The organism is Mesorhizobium sp. 1B3, assembly GCF_050958605.1.
Classification (GTDB): Bacteria; Pseudomonadota; Alphaproteobacteria; order Rhizobiales; family Rhizobiaceae.
The window spans coordinates 414,969-440,452 of the sequence record NZ_JBJHDO010000001.1 but is presented as its reverse complement, the minus strand read 5'-3'; the positions used below and the strand labels follow the sequence as shown (position 1 = coordinate 440,452).

General features: G+C 63.3%; 20 protein-coding genes. 8 read left to right on the top strand and 12 right to left on the bottom strand.

Annotated features, from left to right (window positions below; genetic code table 11):
- The first annotated feature begins 46 nt into the window (after positions 1-46).
- The gene (locus ACCO56_RS02035) at positions 47-1,333 is read left to right on the top strand and encodes an NAD(P)/FAD-dependent oxidoreductase (protein WP_433637114.1); all 1,287 of its coding nucleotides are present in this window, start codon (positions 47-49) and stop codon (positions 1,331-1,333) included.
- A gap of 17 nt (positions 1,334-1,350) precedes the next feature.
- On the opposite strand, the gene ACCO56_RS02030 is transcribed toward ACCO56_RS02035, so the two are convergent.
- The 6 genes from ACCO56_RS02030 to ACCO56_RS02005 all read right to left on the bottom strand — a co-directional run bounded on the left by ACCO56_RS02030 (position 1,351) and on the right by ACCO56_RS02005 (position 8,801).
- Positions 1,351-3,501, bottom strand: a complete 2,151-nt coding sequence (locus ACCO56_RS02030) for an amylo-alpha-1,6-glucosidase (RefSeq protein ID WP_433638303.1) — start codon at positions 3,499-3,501, stop codon at positions 1,351-1,353.
- Between the two features lie 50 nt (positions 3,502-3,551).
- On the bottom strand, positions 3,552-4,652 hold the full coding sequence (locus ACCO56_RS02025) for a glycosyltransferase family 4 protein (protein WP_433637112.1): 1,101 nt from the start codon (positions 4,650-4,652) through the stop codon (positions 3,552-3,554).
- Positions 4,653-4,764: 112 nt separating this feature from the next.
- Positions 4,765-5,319: a sugar O-acetyltransferase gene (locus tag ACCO56_RS02020; protein WP_433637109.1), complete on the bottom strand. Its 555-nt coding sequence runs from the start codon at positions 5,317-5,319 to the stop codon at positions 4,765-4,767.
- A gap of 1 nt (position 5,320) precedes the next feature.
- The gene (locus ACCO56_RS02015) at positions 5,321-6,445 is read right to left on the bottom strand and encodes a beta-ketoacyl-ACP synthase III (RefSeq protein WP_433637106.1); all 1,125 of its coding nucleotides are present in this window, start codon (positions 6,443-6,445) and stop codon (positions 5,321-5,323) included.
- 114 nt (positions 6,446-6,559) lie between these two features.
- Positions 6,560-7,309 (bottom strand): SDR family oxidoreductase, encoded by a 750-nt coding sequence (locus ACCO56_RS02010; RefSeq protein ID WP_433637104.1) that lies wholly within the window; start codon positions 7,307-7,309, stop codon positions 6,560-6,562.
- A 16-nt stretch (positions 7,310-7,325) separates the two neighbouring features.
- Positions 7,326-8,801, bottom strand: coding sequence for an aldehyde dehydrogenase family protein (locus ACCO56_RS02005; RefSeq protein WP_433637101.1), 1,476 nt, complete (start codon positions 8,799-8,801; stop codon positions 7,326-7,328).
- A 251-nt stretch (positions 8,802-9,052) separates the two neighbouring features.
- On the opposite strand from ACCO56_RS02005, the gene zwf reads away from it, so the two are divergent.
- From zwf to ACCO56_RS01985, 4 genes are all read left to right on the top strand, one after another.
- The gene (gene zwf / locus ACCO56_RS02000) at positions 9,053-10,525 is read left to right on the top strand and encodes a glucose-6-phosphate dehydrogenase (protein WP_433637099.1); all 1,473 of its coding nucleotides are present in this window, start codon (positions 9,053-9,055) and stop codon (positions 10,523-10,525) included.
- Positions 10,525-11,238, top strand: a complete 714-nt coding sequence (gene pgl / locus ACCO56_RS01995; RefSeq protein ID WP_433637097.1) for a 6-phosphogluconolactonase — start codon at positions 10,525-10,527, stop codon at positions 11,236-11,238. Before zwf ends, pgl begins: the two co-directional genes overlap by 1 nt.
- Positions 11,239-11,301: 63 nt before the next feature.
- The gene (gene edd, locus ACCO56_RS01990) at positions 11,302-13,125 is read left to right on the top strand and encodes a phosphogluconate dehydratase (RefSeq protein WP_433637096.1); all 1,824 of its coding nucleotides are present in this window, start codon (positions 11,302-11,304) and stop codon (positions 13,123-13,125) included.
- Positions 13,126-13,304: 179 nt separating this feature from the next.
- Positions 13,305-14,300 (top strand): aldo/keto reductase, encoded by a 996-nt coding sequence (locus ACCO56_RS01985; protein WP_433637095.1) that lies wholly within the window; start codon positions 13,305-13,307, stop codon positions 14,298-14,300.
- A 19-nt stretch (positions 14,301-14,319) separates the two neighbouring features.
- Here the strand turns inward: ACCO56_RS01985 and ACCO56_RS01980 are convergent, their stop codons facing one another.
- The 3 genes from ACCO56_RS01980 to ACCO56_RS01970 all read right to left on the bottom strand — a co-directional run bounded on the left by ACCO56_RS01980 (position 14,320) and on the right by ACCO56_RS01970 (position 18,654).
- Positions 14,320-15,303, bottom strand: a complete 984-nt coding sequence (locus ACCO56_RS01980; RefSeq protein WP_433637092.1) for a GlxA family transcriptional regulator — start codon at positions 15,301-15,303, stop codon at positions 14,320-14,322.
- 81 nt (positions 15,304-15,384) lie between these two features.
- On the bottom strand, positions 15,385-16,284 hold the full coding sequence (gene folD, locus ACCO56_RS01975) for a bifunctional methylenetetrahydrofolate dehydrogenase/methenyltetrahydrofolate cyclohydrolase FolD (protein ID WP_433637090.1): 900 nt from the start codon (positions 16,282-16,284) through the stop codon (positions 15,385-15,387).
- A gap of 102 nt (positions 16,285-16,386) precedes the next feature.
- Positions 16,387-18,654: a GumC family protein gene (locus ACCO56_RS01970; protein WP_433637088.1), complete on the bottom strand. Its 2,268-nt coding sequence runs from the start codon at positions 18,652-18,654 to the stop codon at positions 16,387-16,389.
- Between the two features lie 173 nt (positions 18,655-18,827).
- Between ACCO56_RS01970 and ACCO56_RS01965 the strand changes: the two genes are divergently transcribed.
- Positions 18,828-20,123, top strand: a complete 1,296-nt coding sequence (locus ACCO56_RS01965; protein ID WP_433637086.1) for a lipopolysaccharide biosynthesis protein — start codon at positions 18,828-18,830, stop codon at positions 20,121-20,123.
- Positions 20,124-20,133: 10 nt separating this feature from the next.
- Here the strand turns inward: ACCO56_RS01965 and ACCO56_RS01960 are convergent, their stop codons facing one another.
- The 3 genes from ACCO56_RS01960 to ACCO56_RS01950 are packed head-to-tail and all read right to left on the bottom strand — an operon-like array spanning position 20,134 to position 23,005.
- The gene (locus ACCO56_RS01960) at positions 20,134-21,060 is read right to left on the bottom strand and encodes a DUF6492 family protein (RefSeq protein ID WP_433637083.1); all 927 of its coding nucleotides are present in this window, start codon (positions 21,058-21,060) and stop codon (positions 20,134-20,136) included.
- A complete protein-coding gene (locus ACCO56_RS01955; protein WP_433637081.1) occupies positions 21,057-21,833 on the bottom strand; it encodes a WecB/TagA/CpsF family glycosyltransferase in 777 nt (258 codons plus the stop codon). The genes ACCO56_RS01960 and ACCO56_RS01955 overlap by 4 nt, the downstream gene beginning before the upstream one ends.
- Positions 21,830-23,005: a glycosyltransferase family 4 protein gene (locus ACCO56_RS01950; RefSeq protein ID WP_433637079.1), complete on the bottom strand. Its 1,176-nt coding sequence runs from the start codon at positions 23,003-23,005 to the stop codon at positions 21,830-21,832. Before ACCO56_RS01950 ends, ACCO56_RS01955 begins: the two co-directional genes overlap by 4 nt.
- A 178-nt stretch (positions 23,006-23,183) precedes the next feature.
- Here ACCO56_RS01950 and ACCO56_RS01945 point away from each other — a divergent pair, with 178 nt between their 5' ends.
- The gene (locus ACCO56_RS01945; protein WP_433637078.1) at positions 23,184-24,182 is read left to right on the top strand and encodes a glycosyltransferase family 2 protein; all 999 of its coding nucleotides are present in this window, start codon (positions 23,184-23,186) and stop codon (positions 24,180-24,182) included.
- A complete protein-coding gene (locus ACCO56_RS01940) occupies positions 24,151-25,479 on the top strand; it encodes an O-antigen ligase family protein (protein ID WP_433637076.1) in 1,329 nt (442 codons plus the stop codon). The genes ACCO56_RS01945 and ACCO56_RS01940 overlap by 32 nt, the downstream gene beginning before the upstream one ends.
- Positions 25,480-25,484 lie beyond the last annotated feature (5 nt).

Sequence of the window (25,484 nt, the reverse complement as noted above, 5' to 3'; positions counted from 1 at the left end):
ACTCTACTCGCTGTCCGCCAGTCCCTATTCGCTTTTTCGGTCCCTCATGTCCTACCATTCTCCCATTTCGCCCGGCTTCTCCTGGTACGAGGAAACGGTCGGTCCGCGTCCAATCTATCCGGCGCTCGACGGTGACCGCAGGGCGGACGTCGTCGTCATCGGCGGAGGCTTCACCGGCCTGTCTGCGGCCGCGCATCTGGCGAAGGCCGGCGCCAGCGTGGTCTTGATCGAGGCTCACCGCTTCGGCGATGGGGCCTCCGGGCGGAATGGCGGACAGCTCGGCACCGGACAACGGGCCTGGGCAGAAGAGCTCGAGGCCGAATACGGCCTGACGCGGGCCAAGGCATTGTTCGCCATCGCCGAGGAGGCAAAGGCGCATCTGCTCGAGTTCACCACCACGAACGGCATCGACATCGACTATATGCCGGGGCAGATGTCGGTCGTGCACAAGAAGCGTTATCTCGACGATTATCGCAGGCACGCCGAGATCATGGCGACGCGCTTCGACTACCCGCATATCAGCTTCATGGATAGGGACGAGACGGCACGACGGCTCGGCTCTACCCGATATTTCGGGGGCACGCACGACACCGGCACCGGCCATATCCACCCGCTGAAGCTGGTCGTCGGCACGGCGCGCGTGGCGGCCGCGGCCGGTGCCGCGCTGTTCGAAAGAACCAAGGCCACCGGCATTTCCACCAATGGCGGCAAGGTGATTGTCACCACCTCGACCGGTACCATCACGGCAGCAAAAGGCTTCGTCGCAGTCAACGCTTATGGCGGGCCGCTGGAACCGGTGAGCGCGGCTCATGTGATGCCGATCGGCTCCTTCATCGGCGCCACGGTGCCGCTTGGGGCCGACAGCCCGGTGATCCCCGGCGGCGAGTCCGTCGACGATTCGCGCTTCGTCGTGCGTTATTTCCGCAAGTCGAGGGATGGGCGCCTGCTCTTCGGTGGACGCGAGGTCTATGCTGTCAAGGATCCCAAGGACATCCACATCGCTATCCGAAGACAGATCGCCGAGGTCTATCCCGAGCTGAGGGACGTGGAGATCACGCATGGCTGGGGCGGTTATGTCGGCATCACCATGCCGCGCAAACCCTTCGTGCGCGAGGTGATGCCCAATGTCATTTCGGCCGGAGGCTATTCCGGTCACGGCGTCATGCTGTCCAATTTCATGGGCAAGCTCTATGCAGAGACTGTCGCCGGCAATCGCGACCGACTCAAGCTTTTCGAGGAATTGAATATCCCGGCTTTTCCCGGTGGGCGCCGCTTGCGTTCGCCTCTCCTGTTTCTCGCCCTCAACTGGTACGCGCTTCGGGACAGGCTCTAGGCTCGGCTGGATTAGAATCAGCTCATCGTCATGACGCGGATCTTGCCCTCACGGGCCAGCAATTCGGCCAACACCTCCGTGCCGGCACGCCTCAAGACAACGTCCACCTTGCCCTGTGGAAACGCAATCCCGCGCAGCGTCACCTCCTCCAGGAAATCGGGCAAGACCGGCTCGTAAAAGGTGAGATGCCCTGCCCCGGGGTCGAAGCGCATGCCGAGACATATGCGGATCAGCGCCAAAGGTGCCGCCGCGGCCCATGCCTGGGGCGAACAGGCTACGGGATAGAAGGTCGGGCCTCGTCCCCTTCGCTTCGGAAAGCCGCAGAACAGCTCGGGCAGGCGACGAAGATCGATATAGGTGGAAGCCTGGAACAGGCCTTCGAAGATACGCGCCGCCTCGGCACGGAACCCATAGCGGGTAAAGCCGGCGGCGATGAGCGTATTGTCATGCGGCCACACCGATCCGTTATGATAGCTCATCGGATTGTAGCGGGCCTCGGTGGTCGCCACCGTCCGGATCCCCCAGCCCGAAAACGAGGCGTTGTCCATGAGCGTCCTGACCACTTCCGGCACCCGCCGCGGCAAGGCGATACCGGTAAAGAGCGCATGCCCCGCATTGGAAGTTTTCACCCGGCATGGGCGTTTTTCGCCATCGAGCGCAAGCACATAGGTGCCGAGTTCCTCGTCGAAGAAACGCTTGTCGAAGCGCTTGCGCAGTCGCTTCGCCGCGGTCTCGAGGCGAAAAGCCCGGTCCGGCATGCCGACGGCCCGGAAGATATCGGCGGCAGCGCGCCAGGCTGCATAAACATAGGCCTGCACCTCGACAAGCGCGATAGGCCCTTGGGCAAACGTCCCGTCATCGTGAAAGACCGCGTCATAGCTGTCCTTCCAGCCTTGATTGACGAGCCCATGGCCACTCATGCGACCATATTCGACAAATCCGTCCCCGTCCCTGTCGCCATATCTCTCGATCCAGTCGAGCGCGGCTTCGATGCTCGGCAACAGGTCGCGAATAGTGGCAAGATCGCGCGTCCGGGTGAAATAGGCACCGGCCAGCATGACGAAGAGCGGAGTGGAATCGACGCTGCCGTAATAGCGCCGAAACGGGACCTCGCCGAGTTCGGCCATCTCCCCGTAGCGCAATTCGTGAAGTATCTTGCCGGGTTCCGCATCGGCAGGAGGATCGACGGAGACCGCCTGGTTGGCGGCAAGATGGGAAAGCACACCGCGGGCGATCGCGGGATCGAGCCACAGGGTCTGCATGGCCGTGATGATCGCATCCCGGCCGAACACGGTACTGAACCAGGGAATTCCCGCGTAGGGATAGGGGCCATCCGGCGTGTCGGTGGTCAGCATATGGAGGTCGGCAACGGCCCGTCGAGCGACCTCGTTGAACACCTGATTGGACGTGGAGATTTTCGCCGCACGGGATCTGGCGCGGCGCAGGGCTCGGCGTGCCTCGCCGAGCGCCGAGAAAAAGACACGTCGGGCAGCGCTTTCGTCTTTTGCCTCGGCACCGCAATTCACTTCAATGAAGATGGTCTTGGTGTCTTTCGCGGCCAGGTCGAATTCGAAGGCGGCATGCTGTCCAGAGATTTCCTGCGGCTCCGGATCGAATCGCAGAACGGTGAGCCGCTCTCTGCCGTCGAGGCCCGTATAGGCAAGCGTCACCTGGCTTTCCCCGACTTCAGGAGGATGCAGTGTCCCTCTTTTCTCACGTCTAGAACCGCGCACCTCGAAAAGATCGGCGAAGTCGGCGCCAAAGAGAAGTACGAGGTTTATCCGTTGGGACTCGTCGTCGAAGTTGCGTACGCTCAGCCGTTCGAAACAGGTTGCCTCCCAGAGAAACCGCGAACGCCTGACATGGACCATATCGTGTTCCACGAGCAGCTTGTCTCCCTCGAACAGATCGGGATTGGTCAGATCACAGATCAGGAGGGCATTGTCGTCGCGCAGGGTGGAACTCAAGAGCAACGGCCGCCTCTCCGCCATGGTGAGGTAGAAATGGGAGAGATGACGGGTGTCGCGGTGGTAAATACCTTCCGCGCCGCCGTGACCCGCGATGACATCGCCATTATGATCAAAGACGGCGAAAGTGTCCCCATGCTTCAGAATGCGGGGGCGCCGCTCCTGGAGGGAAGCAGAAGCGGGGATGAAGAACTCCGGCATGTGTGTGACATGCTCGTCGCGTGCGCCAGCTTCCGGGAGGGCATTCTTGTTCACGAGGCGGTTGGCCTTTCACGCCACAGATTGGGTTGTGTTAATGGCGCCGCAGCGGGTTCCGGAACCAGGATAGGCTCGGCGTATTGGTAAAGGGCCAGATAGTCGGCCGCCATTCGCTCGGCCGAGAAACGCCGTTCGAACGCGCTTCGCACGCCCGCGCGCTCGACCTTGCCGATGCGTCCCACCGCCTCCACCGCTTCGTCCACATTCTTCACGACAAAGCCGGAAAGCCCATCCTCCAGGACTTCGGGCACGGAGCCGCAGGAAAAGCCGATGACGGGCGTCCCACAGGCCATGGCCTCGATCATAACCAAGCCGAACGGTTCAGGCCAGTCGATGGGAAAAAGGAGGGCCGTGGCATTGCCCAAGAAGTCCGGCTTCGCGTCCTGGCCGATCTCGCCGACGAACTCCACCCATGGCGATCTGCGGATCAGCGGCTCGATGACGGTCTCCCAATAGACGTAATCCATTTTATCGATCTTGGCTGCCATTTTGAGCGGCATTCCCGCGCGTCGGGCGATTTCTATCGCCTGGGCCGGCCCCTTTTCCGGCGCGATGCGTCCCAGGAAGGCCAGATAATCCCCGGTCGGAACGGGATGGAAGGGAAGCAGGCTTGCCGGAATGCCGTTGTAGACAGTGCCGATCCAGTTGACCGGGGGCATTCTGCGCTGCTGACTGTCTGAAATCGACACGAGGGGAATTTCGGGAAAGGCCATGTAAAGCGGCCGATAGTCGGCGCCATCATGGCGGTTGTGAAGCGTCGTCAGCGTTCGCTCCGCAAAGGGCCTGACCAGCGGAAAATGCAGCAAATCAACATGAAAATGCAGGATGTCGAAATCCGCCGCCCTCTGGCATACCTCCTCCAACTCCATCAAGTGATACGGTAACGGGTCCCGGACTGCCGGGTTGAGCCTCAGTGCCGAGTCCGTGCACGCAACGAGCTCGGCCGTCGTGACAGAATCGCCGCTTGCGAAAAGCGTGACGTCGTGGCCGAGAGCCACAAGCTGTTCCGTCAGGTAAGACACGATACGTTCCGTACCGCCATAAAGTTTTGGGGGTACGCTTTCGGCCAACGGCGCTATCTGAGCAATCTTCATCGACATATCCTCGGGGCGGGCCGCGCATCGGCTGCAGGAGCAGCCTGGAGGCCGACGCGCGACACGAAGTCCGAACGCGCGGAGGCGTTCGTCGTTCCGAGGCAGGGCTGGTTTACAACTTCCGGGCCGGGTTGCCGCCCACCGTGACACCTGCGGGCACATCCCTGGTGATCACCGCGCCCGCGCCAACGATAGCGCCGCTGCCGATGCTGACGCCGGGCAGGATGATCGCGCCACCGCCAATCCATACTTTCTCGCCGATGAGAACGGGCCTTGCCCGCTCGAGCCCCGCCACCCGCAACTCCGGGTCCTTGTGATGCTCGGCGCAATATATCTGTACACCGGGGCCAAGCATCGTCGCCGGTCCGATCACCACGCGTGCGGTATCCAGGATAGTGCAGCCGGCGTTCAGATACACTCGGTCGGCCAGCTCGATGTTGATGCCGTAGGCGCAATGGAACGGCGCCTCTATGCGTACCTCCCTTCCGATAAAGGCAAACAGAGCGGCAAGCGCCGGACTGACATTGCCGCGCTGCCTTGGGGGCAGCATGTTGTGCTCGTGGACAGCTTCATAGGCGCGTTCGCGCATGCCATCGAGTTCGGGATCGATACAGCAGTACCAGTCGCCGGCATCCATCTTGGCGCGCTCGCTAACGCCGGCATTCATGTCACATTTTCCTGACGATCACGCTGCCCGCCGAATAGCCGGCGCCAAAGGAGCAGATGACACCATGGCTGCCGGGCGGCAGATCATCGGAAAACTGTGAGAAAGCGATGATCGAACCTGCCGAGGATGTGTTGGCATATTCCTGCAGCACGTTGGGCTGCTCCTGGCGCGAGGGTTCCCGGCCGAGCACCTTCTCGCCGATCAGGTCGTTCATGGCCTTGTTGGCCTGGTGCAGCCACAGCCGCGAGATCGCATCGGGCCTTAATCCGGCATCGGCGAGATGCGAGGTCATCAGTTCCGCGACTATCGGCACGACCTGCTTGAAGACCTTTCTTCCCTCCTGGCGGAACTGCATGTCCCGGCGGTCCACCATGTGGCCTTCGCGCGTGCGCCTAAGAAACCCGTTATTGTTGCGGATATTGTTGGAGAACTCCGTCAGGCAGCGTGTCGAAACGATCTCGTAGGCGCTGGCGGATTTCGCATCGTCGGCGCGCTGCAGCACGACCGCCGTGCAAACATCGCCGAAGATGAAGTGGCAGTCGCGGTCGCGCCATTCCTGATGGCCGGAAGTGATCTCCGGATTGACCATCAATATCGCGCGCGCCGAACCGCAGCGGATCATGTCAGTGGCGATCTGGATGCCGAAGGTCGCCGAAGAGCAGGCTACGTTCATGTCGAAGGCAAAGCCCTTGACGCCCAACGCCTGCTGGATCTCGATGGCGATGGCCGGATAAGGTCGCTCGTGATTGGAGGCGGCGCAGATCACCGCGTCGATATCGGCGGAGGTAATGCCGGCCTTGCGCATCGCCTCGTCCGCGGCCTTCACCGCGATCTCGGCCATGATCGACAATTCCTCATCCGCCCTTTCCGGCAGCACCGGATGCATGATGCCGGGATCAAGCACGCCGAACTTGTTCACGACATGACGTCGCTCGACGCCGGACGCCTTCACAATGAACTCCTCGGACGACATCGGCATCGGCTCGCGCTCGCCAGCCGCTATGGCCTCGGCATGAAGTGCGTTCTGGCGGTGCGCATATTCATTGTAGGACGCCACCAACTCGGCATTGCTGATGACCTCTTCCGGAGTGAAGACCCCGGTACCGGTGATGGCGACCCTGTGCATGGCGTTTTCGAACTCTGTTTGTCAGCGCATGCAATAGACCGTTTCCGGCCTTGATTGAAGCATCCTATCCCGCGCAGCGGGACCGCGCGGGATCAAGCGCTTCTTGGCGTACAGTCAGATGCACCGACCGCCGTCGACCTCCAGCGCAACCCCCGTGATGAACTCGGCCTCGTCAGAGGCCAGCCACAAGGCGGCGTTGGCAATGTCGAGCGGCGTCGACAGCCGGCCGAGAGGGATCGAAGCACGGAATTGCGCGCGCTTCTCCGGCGTATCCTCTCCCATGAACTGGGCCAGCATTCCGGTTTCCCCCGCCACGGGGCAAAGGCAATTGACCCTGATTTTCTTGGGCGCGAGTTCGACGGCCATCGACTTTGTCGCTGTGATCGCCCATCCCTTCGAGGCGTTGTACCAGGCCAGACCGGGACGTGGGCGCAGGCCGGCGGTGGAAGCCGTCGTGATGATGACGCCGCCACCCTGGCGCTCCATGATCGGCACCACCGACAACGTCGAGAAATAGATCGCTTTCATGTTGATGGCCGCGATGAGGTCGAAGGTCTGCTCGTCGACCGCGAGCATGTCCCCATTGCGGTGGGTGTAGCCGGCATTGTTGACCATGATGTCGACGCGCCCGAAGGTGCTCTTGGCCGCATACACCATCTCTTCGACTTCCGCCCGCTGGGAGACGTCCGTGGTCACGGCGATGGCTGCGGCGCCGATCTCCGCGGCGACCTTTTCGGCGCCCTTGGCGTTCAGGTCGGCAACCACGACCTTCGCTCCCTCTTCTGCGAAACGCTTGGCCATGCCCTCGCCGAAACCGGAAGCCGCGCCGGTGACGATCGCCACCTTGCCCTGCAAACGTGCCATGCTGGTTCCTGCCCCTTTATCCATGATTGAAGACGATCGTCTTGGTCGCCGACATGTCGTATAGAGCCTCGAAGCCTTTCTCGCGACCGTGGCCGGACTTCTTGAAGCCGCCGAATGGCAACTCGATTCCACCGCCCGCGCCATAGCCGTTGACGAAGACCTGGCCAGCACGAACCCGTTTTGCAACACGATGCTGCCGGGCGCCGTCCCTCGTCCATACGCCTGCGACCAGCCCGAACTCCGTGCCGTTTGCGAGCCTCACCGCCTCCTGTTCGTCGCCGAACGGGAACAGGGTCAGCACGGGACCGAACACTTCCTCCTGGGCGATCGCGGCGGCTGGATCGACCGAGCCGAACAGCACCGGAGGGTGATAATAGCCGCCCGCCGGAGCGGCCGCGTCGACCGCCCCCTTCCCCAGGACCGCGACGCCAGCCTCCTCGGCCGCAGACACCATGCCCGCGACGCGCTCCCTTTGCTTCGCGTTGATCAGCGCACCGAGGTCGAGGTCGGCATCGTGAGGGCCGGCGACGAGCTTGGAGAACCGGTCCGCGAGGCCGGCGGCAATCTTTTCGTAGACAGGCCGTTCGACCAGCACCCGGCTCCCTGCCGAGCAGGTTTGCCCGCCATTCTGGATGATGGCATTGACCAGCACCGGCAGGGCCGCATCGAGATCGGCATCGGCGAAGACGATCTGAGGCGACTTGCCGCCGAGTTCCATGGTCACCCCGCGATTGTTGACAGCAGCGGCCTGTTGGATCGCCGTGCCGGTGAGCGGAGAACCGGTGAAGGTGACATAATCGACGAGAGGATGGGCCGAGAGCGCCGCCCCGGCCGTGCGTCCATAGCCCGTCACAACGTTGAAGACGCCTTCGGGGATGCCTGCCTCGAGGGCGAGTTCGCCGATGCGGATCGCCGTCAGAGAGGCGTCTTCGGCCGGCTTGACCACGAGCGTGTTGCCCATGGCGAGCGCCGCGCCGGCGACGCGTGCCAGGATCTGCAGCGGGTAGTTCCACGGAATGATGCCGGCGACGACGCCATGCGGCTCGCGTAAGGTGAGCGCCGTATACCCTTCGAGGAAGGGGATCGTGTCGCCATGGATCTTGTCGCCGGCACCACCGTAGAATTCGTAGTAGCGCATGGTGGCGACAATGTCCGCCTTGCCCTGCCGGACCGGCTTGCCCGTGTCGCGCGATTCCAGCGCGGCGAGCTCTTCTCCATACTTCTCCACCAAGTGGAAGAGGCGAGTCAGGCAGCGCCCTCGCTCGACCGCGGGCATCCGGCTCCACGAGCCTTCGTCGAAAGCACGCCGCGCGGCTTTCACCGCCCTGTCCACGTCGGCCGTTCCCGAGGAGGGAATGGAGGCAAAAAACTTGCCATCAGAGGGCGAAACGACATCGATCCGCTCCCCCGACAGCGAATCAACCGGCTTACCGTCGACGATCTGCATGAAGGCACGGCCTTCCGCGACCGTTCTCGAAAGATGCGAACCCATGGCCGCTTTCTCCTTTTGCTTCGCCGCACGGGGGGACTATGCTGCCCCCGTTGCGCCTGCGAAGGCTTACTCCCTTGCCAGGGCTGCGACAAATCCCGCCGGACCTCAGGTGTCAAGGGGCCAGAAGGCCGGGTCAGGGATGGCCACCGCCGCGCAAAAGGCAAGCCATGTGTGACACCATGCGCACTGGCATTACTAAATCGATTAGAATATACGCAGGCCCCGGATCGGCCGACAGACACGGATAGGCAATGACCAGTCAGATCATCCCCGTCGAACCCTTCGATTTCGTCATGTTCGGCGCGACGGGCGACCTCGCCGAGCGCAAGCTCTTGCCGGCCCTTTATCGCCGTCAGGCGGCAGGCCAGTTCTCCGAACCGACCAAGATCATCGGCGCCTCGCGCTCGAAGATGACGGACGAGGAATATCGTGCCTTTGCCCGCAACGCGATTTCGGAGCACGTCAAGGGCGAGGAGATCGATGCTGCCGAGCTTGGAAGGTTCATCGAGCGGCTGTCCTACCTCCCTGTCGATGCAAAATCCGGCGACGGCTTCGCAGAACTGAAGAAGGCGATCGGCGACAGCGATCGCATCCGGGTCTTCTATCTGGCGGTGGCCCCCGAGCTCTTCGGCTCCTTCGCCGACCATCTCAAGGCACAGGGTCTCATCTCCGCCAATGCACGTATCGTGGTGGAGAAGCCGATCGGCCGGGATCTCGCCTCGGCGAAATCCCTCAACGATCGTATCGGCGCCGACTTCCGGGAACAGCAGATTTTCCGGATCGATCACTATCTCGGCAAGGAGACGGTGCAGAACCTGATGGCTCTTCGCTTCGCAAACGCCCTTTACGAACCGCTGTGGAATTCGGCGCATATCGACCACGTCCAGATCACGGTCGCGGAAACGGTCGGGCTCGAGGGTCGGGCCGGCTATTACGACAAGGCCGGCGCTTTGCGCGATATGGTTCAGAACCATATGCTGCAGTTGTTGTGCCTCATGGCCATGGAGCCGCCCGCGTCGATGGACGCCGACGCGGTACGCGACGAGAAATTGAAGGTGCTGCGGGCGCTGAAACGCATCAACGGCAATGAGGCGCCAAGAGTGACGGTGCGCGGCCAATATCGGGCCGGTGCATCGGCGAATGGCCCGGTGAAGGGTTATGCCGAAGAGCTGGCCAATGGCGACAGCCAAACCGAGACCTTCGTCGCGATCAAGGCCGAGATTGCCAACTGGCGCTGGGCCGGCGTGCCTTTCTATCTGCGTACGGGCAAGCGGCTCGCCCAGCGCGTCTCCGAGATCGTGATCGAATTCAAGCAGATCCCGCATTCTATCTTCGGTGACAGCGCGGGGCGGATCGAGGCCAACCAACTCGTCATCCGGCTGCAGCCGGGTGAAGGCGTCAAGCAATGGCTGATGATCAAGGATCCCGGCCCCGGCGGGATGCGCCTGCGCCACGTCCCGCTCGACATGAGCTTTGCCCAGGCATTCGAGGTTCGCAACCCGGATGCCTATGAACGGCTGATCATGGATGTGGTGCGCGGGAACCAGACGCTGTTCATGCGGCGGGACGAAGTGGAAGCCGCCTGGCGGTGGATCGATCCGATCCTCGCCGCCTGGGAAGACGGCCCGCAGGAGGCGCAGGGCTATACCGCCGGAACCTGGGGTCCTTCGGCGTCGATCGCGCTCATCGAACGCGACGGCCGCACTTGGCACGAGAGCAACTGATGGCCCTGACGGAGCCGAGCGCGGGGCCCGCCTGGAACCTTTTCGGCTCGCCGGCGGAGCTGGCCAACGCGCTGTCGCAGACCGTCGCGCGTGCGCTCCAAGGAGCGATCGAACAGCGTGGCAAGGCCTTCATCGCGGTTTCCGGCGGCACGACACCCGGCCTATTCTTCCGCAGCCTCTCAGACGAGGATCTCGACTGGGAGAATGTGGTGGTGGTGCTGGTGGACGAGCGTTTCGTCGAGCGCAGTTCACCGCGTGCGAATGCGGGGCTGGTAAAGACAAACCTGCTGCAGAACAGGGCAAGCGCAGCCCGTTTCGTCGACCTTTACCAGCCTGCCCGAACTGTCGAGGACGCCGCAACCGCCTCCGCCGAGGTGCTTCGCGAGCTTCCATGGCCGCTGGATGTCGCCGTACTGGGAATGGGAACGGATGGGCATACGGCGTCGTTTTTTCCCGATGCATCCAACCTGGATGCGCTGCTCGACCCGGCATCGACGGAAATGGTGCTGTCCGTCCATGCGGCGGGGGCGGGCGAACCGCGATTGACGCTGCCGCTCGCCCGGCTTGCGGATGCAGGCCTTCCGGTCCTGCATATCGAAGGCGGCGAAAAGCGGAAGGTGCTGGAGGAAGCGCTGGCCAAGGGGCGCGACCTGCCGGTGTGCAGGATGCTCGAGAAGTCAAGGATACAGGTTCAGGTTTTCTGGGCGCCCTGAACCGCAGGCGAGGCCCGGCGCCCTCCCCGCCCGAGCCCGGCAATGCCCTTCGAAGGGACGATCATGACCGCCAGGAAAGATATCGAAGCCATTACCCAAAGAATTCGGGAACGCTCGAAGCCGCGTCGCGAGATCTATCTCGACAGGATCGGCAGGGCGGCATCGCAGGGCGCCAACCGCGCCGTGCTTTCCTGCGGCAACCTCGCTCACGGCTTCGCCGCCTGCGCTCCCTCGGAAAAGGCAGCGTTGTCGGGGGATCGTGTGCCGAATGTCGGCATCGTCACCTCCTACAACGACATGCTGTCGGCACATCAACCTTTCGAGACCTTCCCACAGTTGATCAAGGAAGCGGCGCGGGAGGCCGGCGGCGTGGCGCAGGTTGCGGGCGGCGTGCCGGCCATGTGCGACGGGGTCACCCAGGGCCAGCCCGGAATGGAGCTGTCGCTCTTCTCGCGCGACGTCATCGCCATGGCTGCGGCGGTTGGCCTGTCGCACAACATGTTCGACGCCGCCGTCTATCTGGGCGTCTGCGACAAGATCGTGCCCGGCCTGGTGATCGCCGCGCTGACGTTCGGCCACCTGCCGGCCGTGTTCATTCCCGCCGGCCCGATGACCTCCGGGCTGCCGAATGACGAGAAGGCCAAGGTCCGCCAACTCTATGCGGAAGGCAAGGTCGGCCGGGCCGAACTGCTGGATGCTGAATCGAGATCCTATCACGGCCCCGGCACCTGCACTTTCTATGGCACGGCCAACTCCAATCAGATGCTGATGGAGATCATGGGGCTGCATATTCCAGGCGCCTCCTTCGTCAACCCCGGCACACCGCTGCGCGACGCCTTGACCAGGGAAGCCACCAAAAGGGCACTCGCCATCACCGCGCTCGGCAACGCCTACACGCCGGTCGGGCGCATGATCGACGAGCGCTCGGTGGTCAACGGGGTCGTCGGCCTTCATGCCACCGGCGGCTCCACGAACCACACCATCCACCTGATCGCCATGGCGGCCGCGGCCGGCATAGCGCTCACCTGGCAGGATATTTCCGATCTCTCCGAGGCCGTGCCGCTGCTTGCCAGGGTCTATCCGAACGGGCTTGCCGACGTGAACCATTTCCACGCGGCCGGCGGTCTCGGCTTCCTGATCCGGGAACTGCTCGACGCCGGACTGCTGCACGACGATGTGCAGACCGTCTGGGGAGAGGGACTGCGTCCCTACATGATCGAGGCCAGGCTCGGTGCCGATGGCGGCGTCCTGCGTGAGGCAGCGCCGGAGAAAAGCGGCGACGAGAAAGTGCTGACGACGGTGGCGAAGGCGTTCCAGCCGACAGGCGGGCTGAAGGTGTTGTCCGGCAATCTCGGGAAGGCCATTATCAAGACCTCGGCCGTCAAGCCGGAGCGCCGGGTCGTCGAAGCGCCGGCACGCGTCTTCGACAGCCAGCAGGCGCTCAACGACGCCTTCAAGGCCGGGCAGCTCGACCGCGACTTCATCGCCGTCGTCCGTTTTCAGGGGCCCAAGGCGAACGGCATGCCCGAACTGCACAAGCTCACCACCGTGCTCGGCGTGCTGCAGGATCGCGGCCATCAGGTCGCTCTCGTCACCGATGGCCGGATGTCGGGCGCATCGGGCAAGGTCCCCGCGGCGATCCACGTCACGCCGGAGGCCCTGGATGGCGGCGCCATAGGCAAGATACGCGACGGCGACATGATCCGCCTCGATGGGGAAACCGGGCTGCTCGAAGCGCTCGTGCCCCCTGAGGAGTTTGCGAAACGGAAGGTGCCGGCAGTCGACCTGTCGGAGAACGGCCATGGCTTCGGGCGTGAGCTGTTCGAAGGCTTTCGCCAGTTGGCAACGCGCGCCGAGCATGGGGCCAGCGCTTTCGGAACGGCCTAACGATCAAACTTTGTTGGAACATCGGATAGACTGGCGCAAATGCGTCGCCGTCGAAGCGACCTCTATCGACACCACACGAGCTAACGCCGCAGCACCGAAGCGCCTGGCCTCTCGGCCAGGCAAGGGCACGATCTGCCCGTCTGCGGGGGATCTAAACGTCGAACAGAAGGAACGAACAGATGAAGACACGCAAACTCGGTCCTCAACTCACCGTTTCAGCCATCGGGCTCGGCTGCATGGGCATGAGCCACGCATATGGCGGTCAGGACGAGCGGGAGTCCATCCGCACGCTCCATCGGGCCGTCGAGCTCGGCGTCACCTTCTTCGACACGGCGGAAGTCTATGGCCCGTTCGAAAATGAAATCCTGGTCGGCAAGGCGTTGAAGCCCTATCGGGACAAGGTGGCGATCGCCACCAAATTCGGCTTCCGGATCGACACGACCAAGTCCGGCGCGCAGGCCATGTCCGGCGTGGACAGCCGGCCGGAACATGTCCGCGAGGTGGCCGAGGCATCGTTGAAGCGGCTGGGGGTCGAGGTGATCGATCTTTTCTACCAGCACCGCGTCGACCCCCAGGTACCGATCGAGGACACGATCGGCGCCATGGCGGACCTTGTAAGGGAAGGCAAGGTGCGCGCGCTCGGCCTTTCCGAAGCTGGAGCCGCCATCATCCGTCGGGCCCATGCCGTTCATCCGATTTCCGCTCTTCAGAGTGAATATTCGCTCTGGACCCGCGACCCGGAAGGCGAAGTCCTCGACACCTGTCGTGAACTCGGCATCGGCTTCGTCCCGTTCAGCCCGCTCGGCCGCGGCTTCCTGACGGGCAAGATCCAGAAGCCGGAGGATTTCGGCGCCGAGGATTTCCGGCGGACGCTTCCCCGTTTCAGTTCCGAGAACATGGCGGCCAACGCGTCGCTCGTGAAGTTACTGGAGGAGATGGCCACGAAGAAGGGCGTTACGGCCGCACAGCTGGCGCTTGCCTGGGTCATCAACCAGGCAGATTTCATCGTGCCCATACCGGGTGCGAGGAAGATCGAGCATCTCGAGCAGAACGTCGCCGCTGCCGACATTGCTCTTTCAGCGGCGGAGCTCGAGACGCTAGGCGAATTGCTGGCGCAGGAAAAATTCGCCGGCAAGCGGTATGGCGATGCGGCCATGTCGCTGACCAACAGGTGAGTTGACCAGTTTCGAACCCTCAATACGTCGTCCGCCGCTCCTCGGAGGGCGGACGACCGAACTGCAGGCGATAGCTCTGCGCGAAGTAGGAGTGAGAGGTGAAGCCGGTCGCGATCGCCACGTCGAGGATCGGCATGTTGGTCTGGCGCAGCAGTTCGCGCGCCCGCTCGAGTCTCAGCCGCATATAGTACCTACCCGGCGTCACGTTGAGGTGGCGCAGGAAAAGCCGCTCCACCTGACGCACCGAGAGCCCTGCGGACTTGGCAAGCTGCACGGCCGAAAATGGTTCATCGAGATTATCGGCCATGAGCTGGACAATCTTCTTCAGCTTTTCCGACTTGCCTGACAGGTCCCGTTCGGGCCCGACGCGCTGGCGATCCTGCGCGGAGCGGATCCTTTCGTGCTGGAACTGGTTGGCGACCGAATTGGCGAGATTGACCCCGAAATCTCCCCTGACGATCTCCAGCATCAGATCGATCGACGTCGTGCCGCCGGCGCAGGTATAACGCTTGCGGTCGATTTCGAAGACGTTGCCGGTACATTCGATGCCCGGGAACTTCTCCATGAAGCCGGCACGGTTCTCCCAATGGATCGTGCAGCGATGGCCTTCGAGCTGACCGGCTTCCGCCAGCAGGTGGGAACCAGCCGACAACGCCCCGAGGGCGCCGCCACGACGGCCCCAGCCGCGCAACGCGGCCAGCACCTTGCTCTTGCCGGGGAACTCCATGCTGAGCCCGACTGCAACGAAAAGGATGTCCGCGACCGGGATGTCGGTGACGCCGTAGCCTACCTTGAGCGGCAGGCCGTTCGACGCCATGACAGCCTCGCCGTCCGGCGAGACCGTCGTCCAGGAATAGAAGTCCCGACCGAGCAGGCGATTGGCCGAACGTACCGTGTCGATCGCGGCCGCGAGCGAAAACATCGGAAACTTGTCGACCAGCAGGAAGGCGAAATGCCGGCTGCCGCAAGCGGGATCAGTCATGGCCGGCAGCTTCTCCCGCATTTATCGTTCCGATGCTGTCAAAGGCGCAACGCCGGGTAGAAAATCATCAGAAAGCCGCTCCTCGCGCAAGCTGCCAAGATTCTAGAACGCCGGCCGCTTTCGTCCGGCGGCGAAACAGGCCGCAGTCAGCGTATTGGCCATCAGCAAGGCGATGGTCATCGGTCCGACACCACCCGGCACCGGCGTGATCGCGCCCGCGACCTTCTCCGCTTCCGCGAAGGCGACATCGCCGACCAACCTCGTCTTGCCCTCCCCCTTGTCGGGCGCCGGAATACGGTTGATGCCGACATCGATGACAGTTGCGCCGGGCTTCACCCAATCGCCACGCACCATTTCGGGTCGCCCCACGGCCGCGACCAGTATATCGGCGCTCCGCGCCAATGCCGGCAAATCCTTGGTCCGGCTGTGCGCGACCGTGACGGTGCAATTGGCCGCAAGCAGCAGATTGGCGATCGGCTTGCCCACGATGTTGGAGCGACCGATCACCACCGCGTTCAGCCCGGAAAGATCCTTGCCCCGCACGCGCTCGATCAGGAGCATGCAGCCGGCCGGAGTGCAGGGCACGAAAGCAGTGTCGAGGGCGCCTGTCCCGAGCTTTCCGACATTGATGAAGTGGAAGCCGTCGACATCCTTCTCCGGCGAGATGGCCTGGATCACCTTGGTGGCGTCGACATGCGCGGGAAGGGGAAGCTGGACGAGGATGCCGTTGATGCTTCGATCGGCATTGAGCCTTTCCACAAGCTCCAGCAGGGCCGCTTCTGACGTATCCGCCGGCAGCGTGTGCTGGACGGAGTGAAAGCCGCATTCCTTGGCTTTGCGCGATTTGGACGCGACATAGACCTGGCTCGCCGGGTCCTCGCCGACGAGCACGGTGGCAAGCCCCGGGTTGGTTCCGCCGGCCGCCGTCAATTCGGCGGTGAGCCGCTTTACCTTTTCAATTACCTCTTCGCCAACCGCCCTGCCGTCGATGATGTCAGCCATGTGCCTCAGCCTTGTTCCGTCCGATCCGAGCCGCATAATGACGAAAAAACGCCGATGCAATCCCGCCGAAGCGCCGTCCCGTGCCGTAAACTCGCAAGCGGATCAGATCGAGCGTCGGCGTGCCCGCCTGTCGGCGAACTCCCGGACCGCCTCATGGAAGTCGCGCAGGCTGTGCCGGATCTCGTCGATGGAGGCCATAGGCGGGGTGTCGTTGGCGGCGTTGTGCCGCAATGGAGCCTGCGTATCTGAAGGCGGAACGCCTCCAGCCGACCATAACGGATAGGCCGGCAACGAGGACTGGTGGACGCCATAAGAATGGGCCGCAGGCTGGGCATGAACATGGGACAAGGGCTGCCGGGAACCGGGTGGTTCAGGCATCCAGCCCTGTGGCATGGCGGATGCCGGCAAGGGCGAGTGGCCAGGGACACCGGAATGCTCGCGTGCTGGATGATCATCTGCAGCAGGCGATGTCGCTACCGGCCGGCGAGAAGGGTCCCTGGGATCGAGGGGCGATGGAGGAGGCGTGTCGGACGGAGACGACGAGCCGCCGGCTCCGCGTGGTCGCGCGGCTGTGTTCTCCCGCAGGCTCTGCCAGGCGCCCCGCGCCGCGCCCAGGCCCACGCCAGCAAAGAAACCTAGCAAGGCACCGGTAAGGGCGATCATGGACCGCGACGGCCCGAGCGGATTGAGTGGCGCGAAAGCGCGCGAGATCACGCTCATATTGGCTGTGTTGATATCCCTCTGCTCGCCCGTTTCCTTGGCGCGCAGCAGGAAACCTTCGTAGACGGCGCGCTTGGCGGCGGCCTCGCGTTCGAGTTCACGCAGGCTGACGAGGTCTTCGCTGACGCTGCCCTGTCGTACCTTCAACTGAGCCAATCGCGACGAAAGCTGCTGCTCGAGTTGAACGGCCCGTTTGAGCTCGGTCTGGATCGAGGCGACGACGCGCCTCATCTCGCCCGCAATCTGCTCGCGTATTCCAGCCAATTGTGCCTCGATCGCAAGCCGCTCCGGATGGCGCGGGCCGAGCCTGACCGACAGCCGGTCGGCTTGTTGCTTGGCCGCTGCGTATTGCGAGCGAAGCTCCGTGATGACGTTCGACGTCAGTTCTTCCGGCATGGCGCCGCCTATCGCATCCTCGACACCGACATTCCTGCTTGACGCAGCCTTGGCGTTGAGTTCCAGCGTTCGCGCGCGAGCGGTGGTGAGTTGGTCGTTCAGCCTGACGATCTCGTCATCTGTGATCAGCCGCCCCTGCGCGTCGATGAGGTCGTTCTCAGCCTTGAAGCTCTCGACCTTGCGTTCCGCCGCCTCGACTCCCTCGCGCAGTTCGTCGAGGCGGGCGTTGAGCTCGTCGGCAGCGCGGCCAGCCGTGCCCGACTGCAATTCGCCATAGGTCTGCAGGAACACGTCGGTCATGGTATTGGCGATCAGCGCCGATTTTTCCGCTTCTTCCGTCTTCACCGCGACGACGATCACGAATGTCTTACCGCCACGTTCGACGTTCAGGCTTTCGGCCAGGTGCTGGACGGCAAGGGCACGCTTGCGGTCGCCGACGGCGGCGGCATCCCTGCGGGACAGAAGCGAGCGCAGATCCGACACTATGCCGCCGAGACCGCCACCTTTTTGGCCGTTGAATTCCGGATCCTGCGCAAGGTTCAGCTTGTCCACGACCTTGTTGAGCACGGTACCGGAGGTAAGAATGCGCGCCTGGTTCTCCACAAGTGCCAGCGTCGCGTCCGAAGGCAGACCGCCCGGCGTCAGGTCGCGTTCGACCAGCTTGAGTTCGCGGGGATCGACGAGGATTTCGGCTGCCGCTTGGTATTTCTTGGGGGTCGACAGCGCGACCGCAACACCGAGCAACGCGCCGAGCACAGCCGTGGTGACGATAAGCCCCTTGGCGTCCACGACGCCCATGATCACTTTCATGGGGTCGATCAGGGGGCGCCAAATCTCGTCGTCGCCCCTGCCTGCGACCGGGGCTGGCGCGTCGGAGACAGGGCCGGCCTTGGGTCCGGTCGCTCCGCGCTCTGGCTTATTGGCCTGCGCCCGGCGACCAACCAGGCGATCGCGAATCAGTGCACCGAAGCGGCGCGCCTCTCCCTCGCCGCGGGGGGCCGCCGGTGGGTTGTCAACCTCCGGTTCCACAGATGCGGTCTTGTGCAGGGTGTCGTGCGGTCCGGTCTCGGCCAAGGCTGCGAGCAAGGGGCTTTGCGCCGCCTCCCGCGCCGACCGCGCGGCACGGTGGCGCGCCACGGCGTCCGCCTGCGGAACGGGCGTACCTTCATGCGTGCTTTCCCTGCCCGGGGACGCAGCGAACGAGAGCAGGGATCCCGCGCTCCTTCCTCGCTCACGGTTGTCGGCGTCGAACATGGTGTTTCCGGAATTGATGTCGTTGCCATCGGGCGGGGCGCCCATAGGGTTAAGCCAAGCTAAACAACCGTGGGAAACAAATGGTTAATTCTTCGACCCTCGGTCGAAGGATGTTGTCGGAACTCACCATTAAACATTTGTCGCATAATGACAGGGGCTGGAGTTCCTTACCCATGACCGAGATCAGCGAGGCGCCGCGCGCCGGCCTCACGGCCAAAATCCTTGCCTTGGCGACGGCTCGCCGCAACGAGGTCACGGGCTATGCGAAAGCGGTGAGCGGGTCGGCCGGGCGGCTTGTTTTCTCTCTCGCCTACTTCGTTGCGCTCGCCAACACGCTGAGCATCGCGGATTTCGGTCTCTTCGCGACGGCCTCGGCGGCCGGCGTGATGCTGTCCCGCGTCGTCGCATTCGGTTTCATATCGGCGCTTTACCGGACCGCTACAGTCAGGCCGCGGCTGATCGGCACGTTCTCCGCGGGGTTCATCGCGCTCGGGTTGTTGTCGCTGCCTGCCCTCGCCGCTGCGAGCTGGATGATCTTTCTGCTGTTCTTTTCCGGCAATATTTCGCCCGCGCTCTTTGCACTCGTCGTCGTTGCCGAAGCGCTTCTTTGGCGGCCGGCCGAGGTTGTCGTCATCGTCAACAACGGCCTCGGCAGGTTCGGACGCGCGGCCCTGCTCGTCATCATCGGAACGGTGGCGCGGGCAATTGCGGCGATCCTCTTCGCCCTCTTACCGGTCACGACCCTCGACGCCTGGTGCTGGCTCTACCTGGGCGCCAACGCGGCTTCGCTGGCGATCGCCGTCCTGTTCTTCCACCCCCGCCAGAAGCTGCGCTTGCGCATGCCGCTCTACTGGCGACGCCTGCCGGATTCGCTTTATGTCGCTGGCGCGGAGGTTTTGTTCTATCTCCAGATGGAATTCGACAAGCTGCTGGTTCTGGCCCTCGGCGGACCTCGCCTGGCCGGTATCTATGCCATCGTGATGCGGCTGGTCGATCTCACCGCCATCCCGATCCGCACCTTTTCGATGATGCTTGTCCAGAAGATCATGCGCATGCCGGACCTGCTCTCGCGCCTGACGACCAGGATCGGCATCGAGGCCGGCATCTTCGCGGTGTCGACCCTGGCGCTCATGGTGCTAGCCCTGCTTCTGCATTTCTTTCCGAATGCGCTTGGGCGCAACGTCGCCGAGGCAGTTCCCCTCGTGGGGCTGGTGCTGCTGGTACCGGGCCTGCGCAACCTCGTCGAATATCAGGGAGAGCTTCTGTTCGCCCGTGGGCAGACCTTGACCCGCGCCGTCAATCTCGCGCTGCTCGCCGCCGGCAAGGCGGGGCTGCTCGCCTGGTTGCTCGCCACCGTTACGGACACCACGCAGCTGATGCTCTGGCTGAACGCGGTCTTTGCCGCGCTCTATCTCCTGTCCGCCGCGCTTGCCTATTCGGCGATGAGGCTCCCGGCGAAACGGATCTGAGCCGGCAGCGTCAGCGGCTGGCGAGAATCCTGCGGATACGGCCGAGATCCGTGCCGATGAAGGATTGCATGCCGATCGCGACCTGCTCGGGGCCCATTCCGTCGATGAAGGCGCTGAACTCGTCATCGGACATCGGCGCGCCGTTCCAGTGGATCCGGCAGAATTCCTCCCGGCCGTGGAAATGTCCCTCGCCTCCAAGAACCTGGTCGACATAGCGGCCATAGAGCATGCATTCGGAGAATTTGCGCCTCGCGCCCAGCGCCGCCACCCAATGGCGGCCAGTGGTTTCCTCTATGCGTCGACACATCCCAACGACAGTGGCCCTGCGCCAAGCTATCAGCGTGGCGATATAGTCGTGCGGCCACACCGCTGGCGCATCGATGCCGAGCACGGCAGCCGCGTTGCGGGACCAGGTGACGTGCTCGGCAGGAGAGTCCTTTCCGATGACGCCTTCCCGACGAAAGAGACGCACCTGCCGGTCGCGTGCGAAGGCTCCGCAATCGAAGGGTTTCAGGAAGGCAACGTCGGAATCGCAGTAGACCAGGACCTCTTCGCCCGCATGCGCGGCAATCGCGATCCGCCGCAGCTGCTGTACGTGCCATCCGCGCAGCGGCATGGTTCGTGCGCTGAGCCAGACGCGGCGGCGGAAGAGACTGGTCGGGTCGCGCATGGAGTACAGCCATGGCGGCAGAAGGTCGCGCTCATCCACCACGACGCGACGGGCCGACTCCAGCGCCCGAAACCTGCCGACGTCTCCGTGCTCGACGAGCAGATAGTGCTTCGAGAAACCGGTGACGAACCGGTCCACCGTTTCGCACAGCAGTCGGCAGCGCTGGAAGTCAGGTGCATAGCTCGCCGTCACGATCGCAGCGCTTGGGACCGCTTGCTCCGACTCATGCCGCACCGCTTCCGTACCGGGCAAGAAACGACCGTTCACGGCGTGCCTTGGGCGAAGAATTTCTGGCGTAGCACGCGTGCCAGAAAGAGCGGATTACCTACGACGTAACGGCGCCAAAGCCGGCCCGGCTCAATCGACAGCCTGAACAGCCACTCCAGCCGCAACCGCCGCATCCAATGGGGCGCGCGCGGTATTGCCCCGCTCAGAAAATCGAGCAACGCACCGACAGCAATCGGCATGATGCAATGATGCCTCGTCAGGTTGCGATCGATCCAATACTCCTGACGCGGCACGCCCATGGCGACCAGCAATATGTCGGGACGGAGCGCGGCGATCCGGTCCACGACCATGGGCTCTTCCTGCTTGCTGAAGAACCCATCATGCACGACGACGAAATTATGCTGCGGGGCAAAGGCCGAGAGCGCTTCGGCGGCGGCATCCGCGTTGCTGCGCTTGGCGCCCAACAGCCCGACGGTGAGCGGCGTCTTCATCGCCTCCAGGAAGGCCGGGATGAAATCCGTGCCGTTGAGATTTGCGGGAAAGGCCTCTCCATAGAGCAGGCGCCCGGCGAGATCGACACCGATCCCGTCGGGGAGGATGAGGAAATCGGCAAGCACATCCGCGAATTCAGGATCGCTGCAGGCGACATTGGCATTGTGCGCGTTGAGGAAGCTCACCTTGGTGAAGCGTCTTTCCTCTACGAGCTGTCGCAGAATCCTCAACGCCTCGTCCCATTCGATCCGCGCCACGGCGATGCCCAATATGTCGCGCTCGGGCAGGGTTCGAAGAGGGCTGGTCGTGTGGAGGTTCATGCGAAAGCCTTCGATTCGATATGGCCGAGCGCTTTCAGACCGAGCATAATCTGCCGGTCGAGCGCATTGCGCTGACCTTCAAAGAAAGCGCGACCGTCCAGATCGCGGGGCGCCCCTTGTGCTGCCTGTTCGAGGGCGCGGGCGAAAGCGCGTGGCTCGTCGGCGACAATGCAATTTGAGGGAACCGCCTCTATACCGCGGAGCGACCTCGTCGTCGCGACCGACGGCAGTCCAAGCTCGAATGTCTCGATGGTCTTGATCTGAACACCGCTTCCCGCGGTGCTGATCAGCGGAACGACGGCGCCGGACCTTACGAACTCGGTGGCGTCGGGAACACGTCCGACGAATGTGACGCCAGGGTGAGCCGACTTCACGGCTCCCCCGACGTGCCCTGCGATGCGGACCCGAAAATGTGGCGGCAGATGCGGAACCACCTCGTTCAGGAACCAGTCGAGGCCGATGCGGTTGGGTTGCCAGGTCCAGGTGCCGATCAAGGCCGCATCGCACGCGAGGTCACGACGCACCGGCGTTGGTGCCGGCTTATGCCGCGTCACGAGCGGCAGGAAGGCCGACTTCCCCTCCTGGGCCACACCGAGAGCAGGCCGATCCTCTTCGGCGAGCGTGAAAACGAATCGTGCCTTTCGGCACAGCCGGGCCTCGATGTCGCGAAGCAGGCGAGCCTCACGCGCGAACAGAGCGCGCTTGAACAAGCCCTCTGAAGCCGCGGCGCTCTCCTCAGCAGAGCGGTGCTCGACATTGTGCGCCACGAAGATCGTGGGCTTGCCCTCGAACACCTCTTCGAAAGCCGCGGCGAACTGAACGGAGTTCAGGATGTACCCGTCGACCGGGCCAATGGTCTCTAGCGCCGTCCGTACAGCCTGCGGTGAGACGACACGCAGCTTGATCGAGGAAAATGTGAGCCCGGCACGAACAGCCCTGCCCAGCCACGTCAGCTTCTGCGTGAAGGACGCGCTGTCCGTTCGCACGTCGACGGACCCAAGCACAACCGTGTTCCGCGGATCGTCCGGCAGCTTTCCCGGCCAGGAGAAGCCGAGAATGGTCACGCGGATGCCCGCACGTCGAAGCGCGCCGATGATCGCGGCGTTGGCGATCTCATAACCCGTTGACGGGGCGCCGTCGGGCACGATCGAAGTGGCGAAAACCAGATGCATTGCACTTTCCCTGTCGCTCGCCGATTAGCAACGGGCGGTGAACCGTTGATTAAGCGCTGCACCTTGAATGGCAACCAAGAGTGGAATTTGGGATTCAGGAGCGGCTATTCCTGAAGGTATTTAACGAAGCCTAAACGAAGCTCGTTGCAATTGTTGAGTGGAGCTTGAGGGTGCATCCATGATTCCCACGCCGACCGACGGGGCGGTCTCGATCGTTGCCCGTTCCCCGCACCTCGACACCGGGTCGGTTGAAGTCGTGGTGACCGTGCCGACATTCCGTCGCCCGGAACAGGTTCTCGATACGCTCGATTCGATCCGCCGCCAGAGAACAGCGCGAATTTTCGCTATCGTTCTCATAGAGAATGACGCGGAAGGCCGGCAAGGTGCTTTGGCTGCAGCGCCGCTTTTCGAACGAGACGATCTGACCGGCCTCGTGATCGTCGCCCACGAGCGGGGCAATTGCAGCGCCTATAATGCGGGATGGCTGACGGCGATCACAAATTTTGCGAACCTCAAGCACGTCGCCGTCATCGACGATGACGAGATCGCCGATCCTGACTGGCTGGAGAGGCTTTGCGAGACGGCAGAGAAGTTCGGCGCCGACATCGTCGCTGGACCACAGGTCCCCGTCTTCCCCAGGGCAGCCGCCGGCAGTTGGGCCGCCCACCCCGTGTTCGCCCCACCGCACCGCGCGACCGGGCCTGTGGACGTGCTCTATTCCTCGGGCAATCTCCTCGTCGGGCGCCGAGTGCTCGCCAGGATGGGACCGCCTTACCTCGATCTACGTTTCAACTTCATGGGCGGTGGCGACTCCGATTTTCTCAGCCGCTCGCGTCAAGCAGGCTTTCGCCTGGCATGGTGCGCCGAGGCCCGGGTCAGCGAGACTGTTCCGGCGCGGCGGCTTGAACGCGACTGGATCCGTAAGCGCAGCCTACGCAACGGCGTGATCTCGACACTGGTGGAGAAGAAGAAACGGAGCGGGTCGCCTTTCGGCAACATTCGTGTCGTGGCCAAGAGCCTTGCACTGCTCGCCGCCTCGCCGCTGCGCGGCCTGATGCGGCTGATGAGAACAGGCTCACCCGCCATCGCGCTCTACCCCGTCTATGTGGCGCTCGGCCGCGTGCTCGCCGAATTCGGCTATGCCAATGAACAATACCGCCAGCCTGAGCAGAACTGAGCGCGCCGCCATCGGCAGGTTCTCGCCGGCCAAGGTCGCGACGGTTCTCGCCTCGCTGATGCTGACCATCGTGCTCATGTCGTTCCGACCCTTCCAGCCCGGCGGCGCCGGCACGCTGGATGAGATCGCGGCAACCGGCGGAGACATCGTCAACCAGCTCGGTTTTGGCTCGCTCGGCGCGTTGGCCGTCTTTTCGCTGCTCTGTTTCGCCGACCGGCGCGTGCTTTCCGCCTTGCTCAGCCCGTGGTGGCTTTTATTGCTGGCTTTCCTCTTCCTCTCCGTCGTGAATGCAATCGACCCGCCGTCGGCAATGCGCGCGGTCTCGTTCACGCTGATCGGCATCGCTGCCATGGCTGCGGTGCTGACCCTGCCTCGGGACGCCAACTCCTTCTCGGCAGTCATCGCCTTCGCCGGTTTCTTCATCATCGGCCTCAGCATGATCGGCCTGGTGATCTTTCCCAACGAGGCGATGCACACGGCTGCCTCGCTCGAACCCGAGCATGCCGGCTTGTGGCGCGGCGTGTTCTCGCACAAGAACATTGCCGGACCCGTCATGGCCTGCTTCAGCTTCGCCGGAATCTATCTGTTCCGGCGTGGATGGACTCGCAGCGGCGTCCTTCTTTTCGCAGCCGCCATGCTCTTCATGCTTCATACCGGCTCCAAGACGACGGCCGGCCTCGTTCCGCTCTCTATGCTGATCGTCGTCCTGCCCGGCATGATCGGCATGCGGCTGATGACACCGCTGCTCTTCGCCTCCGCGGTCGTGATAACCGCAGTCGCCACGCTGGGCATCGTGTTCATCGATCCGATCAAGAGCCTCGCAGCCGATCTCGCGCCGGGTCTCACCTATACCGGTCGCACCGCACTCTGGCAGTTCTCGGGCGAGATGATCGCGCATCGCCCCTGGACAGGTTACGGCTATGAGAGTTTCTGGGGCGCGCCGATCGTCACCGACAGCGACCAACCTTTCGATCGGGATTGGGATATCCGTGGCATCGTGCATGGCCACAACGGCTATCTCGACATCGCCGTCTTCATGGGGCTGCCGGCGCTCGGGGTCGCCGTCGTGACCTTCCTCGTCGAGCCGCTGCGCGACTACATGAAGATTCCGCTGCGTCGAGAAAACGTCTATCTCGGCGATTTCTTCATGATGATCGCGCTGTTCACGGCGCTCAACGCTTTCCTCGAATCCTTCTTCTTCCGCCGCGCCGACCCGGTTTGGCTACTCTTCGTATTCGGCGTGTTGGGCCTGCGTCTGACCGCCCGCTTCCCGATCTCGGCCAAACTCGGAGCCTAGCCCTT

What these genes read in the sequence shown, in the direction of transcription:
- ACCO56_RS02035 (WP_433637114.1), top strand. Translation starts at nt 47, where the DNA reads ATGTCCTACCATTCTCCCATTTCGCCCGGCTTCTCCTGGTACGAGGAA.
- ACCO56_RS02030 (WP_433638303.1), bottom strand. Translation starts at nt 3,501, where the DNA reads ATGCCGGAGTTCTTCATCCCCGCTTCTGCTTCCCTCCAGGAGCGGCGC.
- ACCO56_RS02025 (WP_433637112.1), bottom strand. Translation starts at nt 4,652, where the DNA reads ATGAAGATTGCTCAGATAGCGCCGTTGGCCGAAAGCGTACCCCCAAAA.
- ACCO56_RS02020 (WP_433637109.1), bottom strand. Translation starts at nt 5,319, where the DNA reads ATGAATGCCGGCGTTAGCGAGCGCGCCAAGATGGATGCCGGCGACTGG.
- ACCO56_RS02015 (WP_433637106.1), bottom strand. Translation starts at nt 6,445, where the DNA reads ATGCACAGGGTCGCCATCACCGGTACCGGGGTCTTCACTCCGGAAGAG.
- ACCO56_RS02010 (WP_433637104.1), bottom strand. Translation starts at nt 7,309, where the DNA reads ATGGCACGTTTGCAGGGCAAGGTGGCGATCGTCACCGGCGCGGCTTCC.
- ACCO56_RS02005 (WP_433637101.1), bottom strand. Translation starts at nt 8,801, where the DNA reads ATGGGTTCGCATCTTTCGAGAACGGTCGCGGAAGGCCGTGCCTTCATG.
- zwf (WP_433637099.1), top strand. Translation starts at nt 9,053, where the DNA reads ATGACCAGTCAGATCATCCCCGTCGAACCCTTCGATTTCGTCATGTTC.
- pgl (WP_433637097.1), top strand. Translation starts at nt 10,525, where the DNA reads ATGGCCCTGACGGAGCCGAGCGCGGGGCCCGCCTGGAACCTTTTCGGC.
- edd (WP_433637096.1), top strand. Translation starts at nt 11,302, where the DNA reads ATGACCGCCAGGAAAGATATCGAAGCCATTACCCAAAGAATTCGGGAA.
- ACCO56_RS01985 (WP_433637095.1), top strand. Translation starts at nt 13,305, where the DNA reads ATGAAGACACGCAAACTCGGTCCTCAACTCACCGTTTCAGCCATCGGG.
- ACCO56_RS01980 (WP_433637092.1), bottom strand. Translation starts at nt 15,303, where the DNA reads ATGCGGGAGAAGCTGCCGGCCATGACTGATCCCGCTTGCGGCAGCCGG.
- folD (WP_433637090.1), bottom strand. Translation starts at nt 16,284, where the DNA reads ATGGCTGACATCATCGACGGCAGGGCGGTTGGCGAAGAGGTAATTGAA.
- ACCO56_RS01970 (WP_433637088.1), bottom strand. Translation starts at nt 18,654, where the DNA reads ATGTTCGACGCCGACAACCGTGAGCGAGGAAGGAGCGCGGGATCCCTG.
- ACCO56_RS01965 (WP_433637086.1), top strand. Translation starts at nt 18,828, where the DNA reads ATGACCGAGATCAGCGAGGCGCCGCGCGCCGGCCTCACGGCCAAAATC.
- ACCO56_RS01955 (WP_433637081.1), bottom strand. Translation starts at nt 21,833, where the DNA reads ATGAACCTCCACACGACCAGCCCTCTTCGAACCCTGCCCGAGCGCGAC.
- ACCO56_RS01950 (WP_433637079.1), bottom strand. Translation starts at nt 23,005, where the DNA reads ATGCATCTGGTTTTCGCCACTTCGATCGTGCCCGACGGCGCCCCGTCA.
- ACCO56_RS01945 (WP_433637078.1), top strand. Translation starts at nt 23,184, where the DNA reads ATGATTCCCACGCCGACCGACGGGGCGGTCTCGATCGTTGCCCGTTCC.
- ACCO56_RS01940 (WP_433637076.1), top strand. Translation starts at nt 24,151, where the DNA reads ATGAACAATACCGCCAGCCTGAGCAGAACTGAGCGCGCCGCCATCGGC.